The organism is Streptomyces sp. NPDC054765 (genome assembly GCF_053612065.1).
Genome location: NZ_JBSHBP010000006.1, coordinates 155,087 through 168,875, shown reverse-complemented (window position 1 = coordinate 168,875; position 13,789 = coordinate 155,087). Strand labels below are relative to the sequence as shown.

The following is a 13,789-nucleotide window of genomic DNA, read 5'->3' as shown; positions in this document are numbered from 1 at the left end:
CGCACCACACAACCCCCCCCCCGCACCCCCGCCGCACGGCGCCCGCCCCCGCCCCCCCCCCCCCCCGGTCCCCCCCCCGCCCGGCGTGGCCCCGGCCCGGGGCGAGACCGGGGGTTCAGCGGCGGGAGGAACCCCCGGGCGGTTCAGCGGCGGCCGCGGCCACCGCCCCTGCCGCTCAGCCCAGCGCGGACTTGACCGCGTCGGCCAGCCGCTCGGCAACGGCCCGTGCCTGCTCGATGTCCGCGGCCTCCACCATCACCCGCACCAGCGGCTCCGTGCCGGACGGCCGCAGCAGCACCCGGCCGGTGGCGCCCAGCTCCCGCTCGGCCTCGGCGACCGCCGCGGTCAGCTGGGGAGAGGTGGTCACCCGCGACTTGTCGACGTCGGGGACGTTGATGAGGATCTGCGGCAGCCGCTCCATGACGCCCGCCAGTTCGGCCAGCGGCCGTCCGGTCGCGGCGACCCGGGCGCCCAGCATCAGACCGGTCAGCGTGCCGTCACCGGTCGTCGCGTGGTCCAGCACGATCACATGCCCGGACTGCTCACCGCCCAGCGCGAGGCCGTGCGCCTTCATCTCCTCCAGGACGTAGCGGTCGCCGACCGCCGTCTGGACCAGCTCGATGCCCGACCGCTCCATGGCGAGCTTGAAGCCCAGGTTGGACATCACGGTGGCGACGACGGTGTTCTTGCGCAGCATCCCCGCCTCGTGCATCCCGAGCGCCAGGACGGCCAGGATCTGGTCGCCGTCGACCTCGTTGCCCTCGCGGTCCACGGCAAGACAGCGGTCCGCGTCCCCGTCGTGCGCGACCCCCAGGTCGGCGCCGTGCTCGACCACGGCGGCGCGCAGCAGCCCCAGGTGGGTGGAGCCGCAGCCGTCGTTGATGTTCAGGCCGTCGGGCTCGGTGCCGATCGTGATGACCTCGGCGCCGGCCCGCGCGAAGGCCTCGGGCGAGACCCGCGCCGCCGCGCCGTGGGCGCCGTCGATGACGATCTTCAGCCCGTCCAGACGGTTGGGCAGGACGCCGACGAGATGGGCGACATAGTTGTCAAAGCCCTCGTCGTAGACGGTGACCCGGCCCACACCGGCGCCGGTCGGCCGCTCCCACGGCTCACCGGCGCTGTGCGCGCGGTAGGTCTTCTCGATCCGGTCCTCCAGCTCGTCGGCGAGCTTGTGGCCGCCGCGGGCGAAGAACTTGATGCCGTTGTCGGGCATCGGGTTGTGGCTGGCGGAGAGCATCACGCCGAGGTCCGCGCCGAGCGAGCCGGTCAGATACGCGACCGCCGGGGTCGGGAGCACGCCCACCCGCAGCACGTCCACGCCGGCGCTGGCCAGGCCCGCGACGACCGCGGCCTCCAGGAACTCCCCGGACGCGCGTGGATCGCGTCCGACCACCGCCACCGGCCGGTGACCTTCGAACGTGCCCACTTCCGCGAGCACATGCGCCGCAGCGACCGACAGACCGAGCGCCAGCTCCGCCGTCAGATCCGCATTGGCGACACCGCGCACACCGTCCGTGCCGAAGAGTCGTCCCACTGGTGTCCTCCGAGTAGATGAGCTTGGACCAGAGCATGAAGTCCAGGTATACGCCCCTGGTCCCGGATAGCCGAACGCCCCGGCAGCACGGAAGGTGCCACCGGGGCGTTCGCCAAGAGCTGCATGTGCAGCGCGCGGTTAGCGCTTGCTGTACTGCGGCGCCTTACGGGCCTTCTTCAGACCGGCCTTCTTGCGCTCGACCGCACGGTCGTCACGCTTGAGGAACCCGGCCTTCTTCAGCGCGCCGCGGTTGTTGTCCACGTCCGCCTCGTTCAGCGCACGGGCCACGCCCAGGCGCAGCGCACCGGCCTGGCCGGAGATGCCGCCGCCGGAGATGCGGGCGACCACGTCGTAGCGGTTGTCGAGCTCGAGCACCTTGAAGGGCTCGTTGACTTCCTGCTGGTGCACCTTGTTGGGGAAGTAGCCCTCAAGGGTGCGACCGTTGATCTTCCACTGGCCGGTGCCCGGAACGATCCGGACGCGGGCGATGGCGTTCTTGCGACGGCCCAGGCCGGCCGCCGGCTGCGGGTCGCCGAAGCGGGAGGCGAGGGACTCGGAGGTGTACTCCGACTCCACGACCTCGGTCTCAGTGGTGTATTCCTCGACGGCGTCGTCGTTCTCGATGACGGTCTCGGGAGTGGTCTCGGCCACGATGCTCCTCAGAATTCTCTGTCGTCTTAGGGGGTGGCCGGACTTACTGCGCGACCTGGGTGATCTCGAACGGGACCGGCTGCTGCGCAGCGTGCGGGTGCTCGGCGCCCGCGTAGACCTTCAGCTTCGAGAGCATCTGACGGCCGAGGGTGTTCTTGGGGAGCATGCCCTTGATGGCCTTCTCGACGGCCTTCTCGGGGTTCTTGTCGAGCAGCTCGTCGTAGCGGACGGAGCGCAGACCACCCGGGAAGCCCGAGTGGCGGTAGGCCATCTTCTGGGTCCGCTTGTTGCCGGACAGGTGCACCTTGTCGGCGTTGACGATGATGACGAAGTCACCCATGTCAACGTGCGGCGCGTAGACCGGCTTGTGCTTACCCCGCAGGAGGGACGCGGCCTGGCTGGCCAGACGGCCCAGGACAACGTCCTGCGCGTCAATGATGTGCCACTGGCGCTGGACATCGCCGGGCTTGGGGCTGAACGTACGCACGGTTAGCCTTCGCTTCTTCAGAGGTGGGGTATCCCCTGGCCGTGAGGCCTTGGGGAAGGGTCCTGTACTGGTCACCACAACCGACACACCAGCAGGAGCGGCACTACGGGTGACGCAACCCGATCGTCCGTCGCTGGTCATCGGCCCGGTGGACCGCGTAAGGGCCCCCTCACGTGAGATAGAGCAAGCCAATACGCATAACGAACAGGCAGAATACCGGCCCGGCCCCGGTGGGGTCAAAACGCCCCCCGAACCGGCGTACGGCACCGGCCCGCCGGCCCCTCCACGGTCACCGTGAGTACCGGCCGCCACACGGTCCCCCTCCGCACCGTCCCCACCGGCACCGGCAGCCGGCGCGCCACCGGTGCCCCCGGGACACCCGGCCGCGGCGCGCCCGCCGCCGCGCCACCCCCTAGCGCTCCCGCGCCACCCGCCGCTCGTCCCACACCGGCTCGGCGGTCTCCCGCACCAGCCCGTCCGAGCCGAACACCAGGAACCGGTCGAAGGAGCGGGCGAACCACCGGTCGTGCGTCACCGCCACCACCGTCCCCTCGTACGCCTCCAGCCCTTCCTGCAGCGCCTCCGCCGACTCCAGGTCCAGGTTGTCCGTCGGCTCGTCGAGCAGCAGGGCGGTCGTACCGGACAGCTCCAGCAGCAGGATCTGGAAGCGTGCCTGCTGGCCGCCGGAGAGCCGCTCGAAGCGCTGCTCGGCCTGCTTCTCCAGCTCGTAGCGGCGCAGCGCCGACATGGCCTGGCCCTTGTCCTTGGCGTGCTCGGTCCACAGGATGTCGAGCAGGGGGCGGCCCATCAGCTCGGGATGGGCATGTGTCTGGGCGAAGTGGCCGGGGACCACGCGGGCGCCCAGCTTCCAGGCACCGCTGTGCTCGACGGGACGGTCGGCGTCCCCCGCCAGCAGCCGCAGGAAGTGGGACTTGCCGGAGCCGTTGGAGCCGAGGACCGCGACCCGCTCGCCGTAGAAGATCTCCAGGTCGAAGGGGCGCATCAGGCCGGTCAGCTCCAGGCCCTCGCAGGTGATCGCCCGTACGCCGGTGCGCCCGCCGCGCAGCCGCATGGTGATCTCCTGCTCGCGCGGCGGCTCCGGCGGCGGCCCGGCCTCCTCGAACTTCCGCAGCCGGGTCTGCGCCGCTGCATAGCGCGAGGCCAGCTCATGGCTGACCGAGGCCGCCTGCCGCAGCGAGATCACCAGCTTCTTCAGCTGGGCGTGCTTCTCGTCCCAGCGCCGCCGCAGCTCCTCGAAACGGGCGAAGCGCTCCTTGCGGGCGTCGTGATAGGTGTCGAATCCGCCGCCGTGCACCCATACGTCGGAGCCCGCCGGCCCCGGCTCGACGCTGACGATCTTCTCCGCGGCACGGGCCAGCAGCTCCCGGTCGTGCGAGACGAACAACACGGTCTTCCGGGTCGTCCTCAGCTGCTCCTCCAGCCACCGCTTGCCCGGCACATCCAGATAGTTGTCCGGCTCGTCCAGCAGCAGCACCTCGTCCGTGCCACGCAGCAGCGACTCCAGCACCAGCCGCTTCTGCTCACCCCCGGACAGCGTGCGCACCTGCCGCCACTGCGCCTTCTCGTACGGCATCCCGAGCGCCGCCATGGTGCAGATGTCCCAGGCCGTCTCGGCCTCGTAGCCGCGTGCCTCGGCCCAGTCGCTGAGGGCCTGGGCATAGGCCATCTGCGCGGCCTCGTCGTCGCCGTCGGCGGTCATCATCGCCAGCTCGGCGGCGTCCACCGCTGCCGCGGCCCCTCTGATCTGCGGCTGGGCGACGGAGACCAGCAGGTCGCGCACCGTGCGCTCATCGCGTACGGAGCCCACGAACTGCGGCATCACGCCCAGCCCGCCGCTGACCGTCACCGCCCCGCCGTGCGGCTGCAGCTCCCCCGCGATCAGCCGCAGCAGCGTCGTCTTGCCGGCGCCGTTGGCCCCCACCAGCGCGACCGACGCGCCCTCCCCCACCCGGAAGGACACATCCCCCAGCAGGACCCTCCCGTCCGGCAGGTAGTACTCCAGATGTCCGGCCTCAAGATGTCCCATGAGCGGGATTGTCACCGGTCGTTCCGCATTCCACCAACCCCATTAGGATGCGCGGCATGAGCTTTGGGCAAGGGGGGCCGTTCGACGGCCCCGGGGGTTCTTCGTCGTCCACCCCGGACTGGGGCGCGCTCGCCGAGGAGAGCGAGGCACAGGCCCGCCGCAAACGCCGGCTGTGGATCGGGGGCGGGGCGCTGGCGGCCCTCGCAGTGGCCGGCATCGTCACCGTCGCCGTCATGGCCGGCGGCAGCGGCTCCCCGGGCGGCGGCCCGACGGCGGCGCCCACGGCGTCCGGCCAGACCGCGGTGCCGGACGACAAGCCGTCCTTCCCCGACGTCTCCGTGCCGCCCCCGCCCAACCCGCAGGACTTCATCTCCGACCCCAAGAAGGACACGGCGCCGCTCACCCCGGCCACCCTCTTCGCGCAGAAGAGCATGGTCGTCGGCGAGCACACCTACCCCCGCACCAACACCGCCACCACCAAGGACTGCACCGCCGGCGCCCAGGGACCGCTCGTCTCCTCGCTGTCCCACAACGGCTGCAAGCAGCTGCTGCGCGCCACGTACGCCAAGGACGGCGTCGCGGTCACCCTCGGCATCGCAGTCTTCGACTCGCCCGCGAAGGCCACCAAGGTCATGAACGAGAACCGGGCCAACCTCATGCCGCTGCCCGGCGGCGGTGTCCCCGCGGACTTCTGCCAGGGCACGAAGTGCCGGATGGCGGCCAATGCCACCGGCCGCTACGCCTACTTCACGATCGCCGGCTACCTCAACGGCAAGGACGTCACCAACACGGAGACCAAGGCCCGGCAGATCGCCCGGGACGGCGGCTCCTACGCGTTCACCCAGATCACCCAGCGCGGCAAGGACCAGGCCGCGAAGGCCGCCGAGCAGCAGCTGAAGGAAGCCCAGAAGAAGGCCGGTACGTCCTGACCGCCTCCGGTGGCGCCGCCCGTCCTGGCGGCGCCACCACCGAAGCCTCCCGGGCCGCCGGTCAGCAGCAGCCCCCGGCCCCGGCCCCGGGAAGCGTCCGCTTGTTCCGCGCCTCCTGGTTGCGCGCCATCAGCAGCTCATCGGCCGGGTAGCCGACCTCCTCCAGCGTCAGCCCGTGCGGCCGTACGACATGCACGGCGGAGTCCCGCACCCCCGCGGCCAGCACCTTCCCGGGCCACTCCACCGGCCGGTGCCCGTCCCCCACGAACAGCATCGCCCCCACCAGCGACCGCACCATGTTGTGGCAGAACGCGTCCGCCCGCACGGTCGCCGTGATGATCCCGTCCGCCCCCCGCGACCAGCTCAGCTCCTGCAGCGTGCGGATCGTCGTCGCACCCTCCCGCCGCTTGCAGTACGCCGCGAAGTCGTGCTCCCCCAGCAGCGGCCGCGAGGCCTCGTTCATCGCCTCGACGTCCAGCTCCCAGTCGTGCCACAGCACATGGCCCCGCAGCAGCGGATCCACGCCCCCGTGGTGATCGGTCACCCGGTAGGCATACCGCCGCCAGACCGCCGAGAACCGCGCATTGAACCCGTACGGCGCCTCGGCCAGCCGCCACACCCGCACATCCTTCGGGAGCCGCCCGGCCAGCCGCCGCAGCAGCCGGTCCCGGTGCTCGGCCCACACCGCCCCGGGCAGATCCACATGCGCCACCTGCCCCCGCGCATGCACCCCCGCGTCCGTCCGCCCGGCCACGGTGAGCTCATACGGCTCCCCGGACCGCGTCACCGTCCGCAGCGCGTCCTCGATCTCCCCTTGGACGGTCCGCCGCCCGCCGGCCTGCTTCGCCCACCCGGAGAAGTCCTTTCCGTCGTAGGAAAGATCCATCCGCACCCGGACGAACCCGGGCTCCACTTCATCGCTCACGTCAGCAATCCTCCCTCACCCCGTGGGCCGCCGGTCCGCGCGGGCGCACCCCGGGGACCCAGCGGTCCCGCCCGCCGCCGACGGGGCGGCGAGGCCCGCCCGCGCACGCGAAAGCGGGCCCGCCCCGAAGGGCGGACCCGCTCACGCAAGGCAGGACTCAGGCGTCCTTCGACTCCTCGGTCGCCTCGACGGCCTCGGCCGCCTCCGCGTCCTTGGCCGCACGCTTGGTCGCGGCCTCGGCCTCACCGGTGGCCTGCTGGGCCACGGTCAGCGCCTCCACCAGCTCGATGACGGCCATGGGCGCGTTGTCGCCACGGCGGTTACCGATCTTGGTGATACGGGTGTAGCCACCCGGACGGTTCTCGAACCGCGGGGCGATCTCCGTGAAGAGCGTGTGCACGACGCTCTTGTCCGAGATCAGCTGCATGACCTGACGGCGGTTGTGAAGGTCGCCCTTCTTCGCCTTGGTCACCAGACGCTCCGCGTACGGACGCAGACGACGGGCCTTGGCCTCGGTCGTCGTGATGCGGCCGTGCTCGAAGAGCGACGTGGCCAGGTTGCGCAGCATCAGGCGCTCGTGCGCAGCGCTGCCGCCCAGACGGGCACCCTTGGCGGGCTTCGGCATGGTGTATCTCCTTCATTGCTGCACCGGCCGTATCAGGTACCGGTGACAGTTCCCACGAGGCGGCCGCCCCGCGGAAGAACAAAAATCAAGCCCGTCCGGCGAGTGAGGACAACGCCTCAGCCGCAACGAAGCCGCAGGCTCAGTACTGCTCGGTCTCGACGAAGCCCGCATCGGCGTCGTCATCGGCGCCGAACGCGTCCGCGGCGGCGGTCGGGTCGAATCCGGGCGGGCTGTCCTTGAGGGCCAGGCCCATACCGGCCAGCTTCGCCTTGACCTCGTCGATCGACTTCGCACCGAAGTTGCGGATGTCGAGCAGGTCGGCCTCGGAGCGCGCCACGAGCTCACCCACGGAGTGGATGCCCTCACGCTTGAGGCAGTTGTACGAGCGGACCGTGAGCTCCAGCTCCTCGATCGGCAGCGCCAGATCGGCAGCCAGGGCGGCGTCCGTCGGGGACGGGCCCATGTCGATGCCCTCGGCGTCGATGTTGAGCTCGCGCGCCAGACCGAACAGCTCGACCAGGGTCTTGCCGGCAGACGCCATGGCGTCACGCGGCCGCATGGCCTGCTTGGTCTCGACGTCGACGATCAGCTTGTCGAAGTCGGTGCGCTGCTCGACACGGGTCGCCTCGACCTTGTAGGTGACCTTGAGCACCGGCGAGTAGATGGAGTCGACCGGGATACGGCCGATCTCCTGGCCCACCTGCTTGTTCTGGACGGCGGAGACATAGCCGCGACCGCGCTCGACGGTCAGCTCCATCTCCAGCTTGCCCTTGCCGTTGAGGGTGGCGAGGACCAGGTCCGGGTTGTGCACCTCGACACCGGCCGGCGGGGCGATGTCCGCAGCGGTGACCAGGCCGGGGCCCTGCTTGCGCAGGTACATCACGACCGGCTCGTCGTGCTCCGAGGAGACGACCAGCTGCTTGATGTTGAGGATGAGGTCGGTGACGTCCTCCTTGACGCCCGGCACGGTGGTGAACTCGTGCAGGACACCGTCGATGCGGATGGACGTGACCGCCGCACCCGGAATCGAGGACAGGAGGGTACGACGCAGAGAGTTGCCGAGGGTGTAGCCGAAGCCCGGCTCCAGCGGCTCGATCACGAACCGGGAGCGGTACTCGTCGACGACCTCTTCGGTCAAAGAGGGACGCTGAGCAATCAGCATGGTGTTCGATCCTTCAGTCGTGGACGCCCGCTATTTGACGTCCGCTGTACTGACAAGGGTACGGGCGGCACGGCGCATATCGCTCCGTACCGCCCCCACCCGTCAGCTCTTACTTGGAGTAGAGCTCAACGATCAGCTGCTCCTGCACCTGGGTGTCGATCACCTGGCGCTCGGGCATGCTGTGCACGAGAATCCGGAGGTTCGACGGGATCGCTTCCAGCCAGGCCGGAACGGTCCTGTCGCCGGCCTCGGCCTGCGCCACCGCGAACGGGGTCAGGTTCCGGGAGCTCTCGCGGACCTCGATGATGTCGTTCGCAGCCACCCGAGCCGACGGGATGTCGGTCTTGCGGCCGTTCACGGTGATGTGTCCGTGACGGACCAGCTGACGCGCGTGGTCACGGGACTTGGCGAAGCCGGCCCGGTAGACCACGTTGTCGAGACGAGTCTCAAGGATGCGCAGAAGGTTCTCACCGGTCTTGCCGGACTTCTGGTTCGCTTCCTTGTAGTAGTTCACGAACTGCTTCTCCAGGACACCGTAGATACGGCTGCACTTCTGCTTCTCACGAAGCTGGAGCAGGTACTCGCTGTCCTTGGTGCGCCCGCGACCGTGCTCACCCGGGGGGTAAGGACGGATCTCGATCGGGCACTTTGCGCTCTCGCACTTGCTCCCCTTGAGGAAGAGCTTCTGCTTCTCCCGACGGCAACGCTTGCAGTCGGCCCCGGTGTAACGCGCCATATTGTCTTGTCTCCTACTTCAGCTGGTCAGACGCGGCGGCGCTTGGGCGGGCGGCATCCGTTGTGCGGGGTGGGGGTGACGTCCTGGATCGAACCCACCTCGAGGCCGGTGGCCTGGAGGGAGCGGATCGCGGTCTCACGGCCGGAGCCGGGACCCTTGACGAAGACGTCGACCTTGCGCATGCCGTGCTCCTGCGCGCGGCGGGCGGCCGACTCGGCGGCCATCTGCGCGGCGAAGGGGGTGGACTTGCGCGAGCCCTTGAAGCCGACGTGGCCGGCAGAGGCCCAAGAGATCACGTTGCCCGTGGGGTCGGTGATCGAGACGATCGTGTTGTTGAACGTGCTCTTGATGTGAGCGTGCCCGTGGGCGACGTTCTTCTTCTCCTTGCGGCGCACCTTCTTGGCGCCGGCCGTACGGCCCTTCGGAGGCATTCATTACTCCCGTGGAGGTGGTCGGTCCTACAGCGAAGACCGCTTGCAGGGGCCTGAGGGGTGTCCCCCAGGGCACACAGTGCGTCCTGCTGAGGACTACTTCTTGCCCGGCTTCTTCTTGCCGGCGATCGCGCGACGCGGACCCTTGCGGGTACGGGCGTTCGTGCTGGTGCGCTGACCGTGCACCGGCAGACCGCGACGGTGGCGCAGACCCTGGTAGCAGCCGATCTCGACCTTGCGGCGGATGTCGGCCTGGATCTCGCGACGGAGGTCACCCTCGGTCTTGAGGTTGTTGTCCACGTACTCGCGGATCTTGACGAGGTCTTCCTCGGCCAGGTCGCGAACACGGGTGTTCGGGTCCACGTCGGTGGCGGCGAGGGTCTGCTGCGACAGCGTCCGCCCGATACCGAAGACGTAGGTGAGGGCGACCTCCACACGCTTTTCGCGCGGGAGATCAACGCCTGCGAGGCGTGCCATTGATGTGGCTCCTGATGGCTATTCGGAGGTCTTCCGCAGCACCGTTCCCGTAAGACTCTGCAGAATTACGAGCCGGGTCCCCGGCCTCCGAGCCGGGGGTGTCGTCCCACGCGAAATGCGGGGGTCGGGTGACTGCGTATGTACGTATGTGCTTGCGTCGCGCGAAAACTGCGAAATGCAGGTGGTCGGCGTGCGTCAGCCCTGGCGCTGCTTGTGGCGCAGGTTGTCGCAGATGACCATGACCCGGCCGTGGCGGCGGATCACCTTGCACTTGTCGCAGATCTTCTTGACGCTCGGCTTGACCTTCATGGGATGTGAGGTTCTCCGGGTCAGTGCCGTCACCCCACGGGAGCGGGGCGGCGACAAGATCTACTTGTAGCGGTAGACGATCCGGCCACGCGTCAGGTCGTAGGGAGAGAGCTCCACGACGACCCGGTCATCCGGGAGGATGCGGATGTAGTGCATCCGCATCTTGCCGCTGATGTGCGCGAGGACCTTGTGACCGTTCTGGAGCTCCACCTTGAACATGGCGTTCGGGAGGGACTCGATCACGGTGCCCTCGATTTCGATGGCACCTTGCTTCTTGGCCACGCTTCGCCCTTCGAATCGGCTACCTTGATCGACTATCCCGCACCTCGCCCTCGACCAAGAGGGCATACGGATGCACGAGAGCCGACGCGTTAGTCTACGTCAGCGCCCGGGAAAAGACGAATCCAGGATTATTGCCCACTCGGGAGATCCTTACGCCCACGGCCCGCCGGAGCGGCAGGCCCGGACCCTGGGGTTCTCCGCCGGTCCTCAGGACCGTGCGGCGGGGTCCGGCGCCACCGTGATGCCCAGTTCGGCCAGCTTGGCCTTGCCGCCGTCCGGCGCGGTCAGCACCAGCGGGCCGTCCTCGGTCAACGCGACCGAGTGCTCCCAGTGCGAGGACCAGCTGCCGTCGTTCGACTTGACCGTCCAGTCGTCGTCGAGGACGTGGGTCTTGGCGGTGCCGAGATTGACCATCGGCTCGATGGCGATGCAGAAGCCGGGCACCAGCTTCGGGCCGCGGCCGCGCTTGCGGTCGACGTAGTTCAGCAGATGCGGGTCCATGTGCATCTGCGAGCCGATGCCGTGGCCGCCGTAGTCCTCGACGATGCCGTACTTACCGCTCGCGGGGCGCGGCTGACGGCGGATGTAGCCCTCGATCGCCCTGGAGATGTCCACCAGCCGGTTGCCCTTGGCGACCGCCGCGATGCCGGCCCACATCGACTCCTCGGTGACCCGGCTCAGCTCGACCAGCTCCGCGGAGTGGCCGGAGCCGACGAAGGCGGTGTACGCCGCGTCGCCGTGCCAGCCGTCGATGATCGCACCGCAGTCGATGGAGATGATGTCGCCGTTCTGCAGCACCGTCCCGGTGTCGGGGATGCCGTGGACCACAACATCGTTGACCGAGGTGCAGATCGTCGCGGGGAAGCCGCCGTAGCCGAGGAAGTTCGACTTCGCCCCGTGCTCGGCGAGCACCTTGCGCGCGGCGTCGTCCAGGTCCTTGGTCGTGGCGCCGGGCACCGCGGCCTTCCGGGTCGCCGCGTGAATGGCGGCGACCACCAGCCCCGCCTCGCGCATCTTCGCGATCTGCTCGGGGGTCTTGATCTCCACCATTGCGGCTGGCGCCTTCCTGAACCGACTACAACGCATCTCCGGCGGCCGTCACGACCGCCCCGTACACGATACGGCCGCGGCCCCCTTGCGGGCACCGCGGCCGTATCGGAAGCCGTGTGCTGCTACGCGTCCCGGGGCGGCAGGGCCGCCATGGCACGCCGGGTGACCTCGTCGACCTTCCCCATCGCCGGGATCGTGACGACCAGGTCCTGGTTCTTGTAGTAGTCGATGATCGGCTCGGTCTCCGTGTGGTAGACCTCCAGCCGCTTGCGGACGGTCTCCTCGCGGTCGTCGTCACGCTGGTACAGCTCGCCGCCACAGGCGTCGCAGACGCCCTCGGCTTCCGGCTTGTTGTACTCGGCGTGGAAGACGTGACTGCTGTCGTTGCGGCAGATGCGCCGGCCGGCGATCCGCTTCACGACCTCGTCCTCGGGGACCTCCAGGTCCAGGACGGCGTCCAGCGTGAGGTTCTTGTCCTTGAGGTACTCGTCCAGCGCCTTGGCCTGGCCAAGATTGCGCGGGAAGCCGTCCAGGAGGAAACCGCCTGCCGCGTCGGGCTGCTCCATACGGTCTTCGGCCATCGCGATGGTGACCGAGTCGGGCACCAGGTTGCCGGCGTCCATGTACGACTTCGCCTCACGGCCGAGGGGCGTCCCCTGGCTGATGTTGGCGCGGAACAGGTCCCCCGTGGAGATGTGCGGGATCGCGAGGTTCTTGGCAAGGTACGCAGCCTGCGTACCCTTGCCGGCCCCCGGGGGTCCGACGAGGACGATTCGCATCAGCGGAGGAACCCTTCGTAGTTGCGCTGCTGAAGCTGGCTCTCGATCTGCTTCACGGTCTCCAGACCCACACCCACGATGATGAGGATGCTTGTCCCGCCGAACGGGAAGTTCTGGTTCGCGTTGAAGAGCACCAACGCCACTGTTGGTACGAGCGCGATCAGCCCCAGGTACAGCGAGCCCGGCCACGTGATCCGGTTGAGCACGTAGCTGAGGTACTCGGCCGTCGGGCGACCAGCCCGGATACCCGGGATGAAGCCACCATACTTCTTCATGTTGTCGGCAACTTCTTCGGGGTTGAAGCTGATGGCCACGTAGAAGAAGGCGAAGAATACGATGAGCAAAAAGTACGTAGCGATGTAGACCGGGTGATTTCCCTTGGTGAAGTTGGTGGCGATCCACGTCGCCCATGCCGCCTTCGACCCGCTGAACTGTGCAACGAGGGCCGGAATGTAGAGCAGCGATGACGCGAAGATGACGGGAATCACACCCGCCTGGTTCACCTTGAGCGGGATGTAGGTGGACGTACCGCCATAGGACCGGCGGCCGATCATCCGCTTCGCGTACTGCACCGGAATACGTCGCTGGGCCTGCTCGACGAAGACCACCAGGGCGACCATCGCCAGGCCCACCGCGATCACCGCGAAGAACTCGATCCAGCCGTCGGCGAGCTTGCCGGTGAGCTTGATCTGCCACAGCGCGCCCGGGAAGCCGGCCGCGATCGAGATGAACATCAGGATCGACATGCCGTTGCCGATACCGCGGTCGGTGACGAGTTCACCGAGCCACATGATCAGGCCGGTGCCTGCGGTCATCGTGATGACCATGGTGATGGTGGTGAAGATCGAGTCGCTGGGCACGATCTCGCTGGCGACCGGGCAGCTCTGGAAGAGCGCACCGCTGCGGGCGGTGGCCACCAGGCCGGTGCCCTGCAGGATGGCGAGCGCCACGGTCAGATAGCGGGTGTACTGGGTGATCTTCGCCTGCCCGGACTGCCCCTCTTTCTTGAGGGCTTCCAGCCGCGGGATCACCACAGTCAGCAGCTGGAGGATGATGCTCGCCGTGATGTACGGCATGATCCCCAGCGCGAAGATCGTGATCTGCAGCAGCGCACCACCGCTGAACATGTTCACCAGGGCGAACAATCCGCTGTTGCCTCCGGCCTGCTTCATGCAGGTCTCGACGTTCGCGTAATTCACCCCGGGGACCGGGACATGTGCGCCGATCCGGTAGAGCACCACGATGCCCAATGTGAACAGCAGCTTCTTGCGCAGGTCGGGCGTCTTGAACGCTCGGGCGAACGCGGTGAGCACGGTGCCTCCTGCGCCTCTCGCCTTGAATGCGAGAGGTGACGGTCTTGAGGAT

Annotated in this window: 16 protein-coding genes; 1 reads left to right on the top strand and 15 read right to left on the bottom strand. The window is 68.6% G+C overall.

Going from position 1 to position 13,789, the window contains the following annotated elements; all coding sequences use genetic code 11:
* Window positions 1-175: 175 nt before the first annotated feature.
* From glmM to ACWGJY_RS06710, 4 genes are all read right to left on the bottom strand, one after another.
* A complete protein-coding gene (glmM, locus tag ACWGJY_RS06725; RefSeq protein WP_453259679.1) occupies window positions 176-1,534 on the bottom strand; it encodes a phosphoglucosamine mutase in 1,359 nt (452 codons plus the stop codon).
* A gap of 138 nt (window positions 1,535-1,672) precedes the next feature.
* Window positions 1,673-2,185: a 30S ribosomal protein S9 gene (gene rpsI, locus ACWGJY_RS06720; protein ID WP_018090882.1), complete on the bottom strand. Its 513-nt coding sequence runs from the start codon at window positions 2,183-2,185 to the stop codon at window positions 1,673-1,675.
* A 43-nt stretch (window positions 2,186-2,228) separates the two neighbouring features.
* Window positions 2,229-2,672 (bottom strand): 50S ribosomal protein L13, encoded by a 444-nt coding sequence (rplM, locus tag ACWGJY_RS06715; protein ID WP_042155907.1) that lies wholly within the window; start codon window positions 2,670-2,672, stop codon window positions 2,229-2,231.
* A 412-nt stretch (window positions 2,673-3,084) separates the two neighbouring features.
* Window positions 3,085-4,719: an ABC-F family ATP-binding cassette domain-containing protein gene (locus ACWGJY_RS06710; RefSeq protein ID WP_453259678.1), complete on the bottom strand. Its 1,635-nt coding sequence runs from the start codon at window positions 4,717-4,719 to the stop codon at window positions 3,085-3,087.
* Between the two features lie 56 nt (window positions 4,720-4,775).
* Between ACWGJY_RS06710 and ACWGJY_RS06705 the strand changes: the two genes are divergently transcribed.
* Window positions 4,776-5,648, top strand: a complete 873-nt coding sequence (locus ACWGJY_RS06705; RefSeq protein WP_453259677.1) for a hypothetical protein — start codon at window positions 4,776-4,778, stop codon at window positions 5,646-5,648.
* A gap of 61 nt (window positions 5,649-5,709) precedes the next feature.
* On the opposite strand, the gene truA is transcribed toward ACWGJY_RS06705, so the two are convergent.
* The 11 genes from truA to secY form a co-directional block, all read right to left on the bottom strand.
* Complete coding sequence (gene truA / locus ACWGJY_RS06700) at window positions 5,710-6,573, bottom strand: tRNA pseudouridine(38-40) synthase TruA (RefSeq protein WP_453259676.1); 864 nt, start codon at window positions 6,571-6,573, stop codon at window positions 5,710-5,712.
* Between the two features lie 157 nt (window positions 6,574-6,730).
* The gene (gene rplQ / locus ACWGJY_RS06695; protein WP_392379742.1) at window positions 6,731-7,198 is read right to left on the bottom strand and encodes a 50S ribosomal protein L17; all 468 of its coding nucleotides are present in this window, start codon (window positions 7,196-7,198) and stop codon (window positions 6,731-6,733) included.
* Between the two features lie 139 nt (window positions 7,199-7,337).
* Window positions 7,338-8,360 (bottom strand): DNA-directed RNA polymerase subunit alpha, encoded by a 1,023-nt coding sequence (locus ACWGJY_RS06690; RefSeq protein WP_003956430.1) that lies wholly within the window; start codon window positions 8,358-8,360, stop codon window positions 7,338-7,340.
* Window positions 8,361-8,469: 109 nt separating this feature from the next.
* The gene (rpsD, locus tag ACWGJY_RS06685; protein ID WP_453259675.1) at window positions 8,470-9,096 is read right to left on the bottom strand and encodes a 30S ribosomal protein S4; all 627 of its coding nucleotides are present in this window, start codon (window positions 9,094-9,096) and stop codon (window positions 8,470-8,472) included.
* 26 nt (window positions 9,097-9,122) lie between these two features.
* Complete coding sequence (gene rpsK / locus ACWGJY_RS06680; protein WP_004571845.1) at window positions 9,123-9,527, bottom strand: 30S ribosomal protein S11; 405 nt, start codon at window positions 9,525-9,527, stop codon at window positions 9,123-9,125.
* Between the two features lie 96 nt (window positions 9,528-9,623).
* A complete protein-coding gene (rpsM, locus tag ACWGJY_RS06675; RefSeq protein WP_453259674.1) occupies window positions 9,624-10,004 on the bottom strand; it encodes a 30S ribosomal protein S13 in 381 nt (126 codons plus the stop codon).
* 195 nt (window positions 10,005-10,199) lie between these two features.
* Window positions 10,200-10,313 carry a 50S ribosomal protein L36 gene (gene rpmJ / locus ACWGJY_RS06670; RefSeq protein WP_003956441.1) on the bottom strand — a complete coding sequence of 38 codons (114 nt, stop codon included), beginning with the start codon at window positions 10,311-10,313 and terminating at the stop codon, window positions 10,200-10,202.
* A gap of 60 nt (window positions 10,314-10,373) precedes the next feature.
* Window positions 10,374-10,595 (bottom strand): translation initiation factor IF-1, encoded by a 222-nt coding sequence (gene infA, locus ACWGJY_RS06665; RefSeq protein ID WP_003956442.1) that lies wholly within the window; start codon window positions 10,593-10,595, stop codon window positions 10,374-10,376.
* A 207-nt stretch (window positions 10,596-10,802) separates the two neighbouring features.
* Window positions 10,803-11,645 (bottom strand): type I methionyl aminopeptidase, encoded by an 843-nt coding sequence (map, locus tag ACWGJY_RS06660; protein WP_453259673.1) that lies wholly within the window; start codon window positions 11,643-11,645, stop codon window positions 10,803-10,805.
* Between the two features lie 122 nt (window positions 11,646-11,767).
* On the bottom strand, window positions 11,768-12,424 hold the full coding sequence (locus ACWGJY_RS06655; RefSeq protein ID WP_453259672.1) for an adenylate kinase: 657 nt from the start codon (window positions 12,422-12,424) through the stop codon (window positions 11,768-11,770).
* Window positions 12,424-13,737: a preprotein translocase subunit SecY gene (gene secY, locus ACWGJY_RS06650; protein WP_453259671.1), complete on the bottom strand. Its 1,314-nt coding sequence runs from the start codon at window positions 13,735-13,737 to the stop codon at window positions 12,424-12,426. Before secY ends, ACWGJY_RS06655 begins: the two co-directional genes overlap by 1 nt.
* Window positions 13,738-13,789 lie beyond the last annotated feature (52 nt).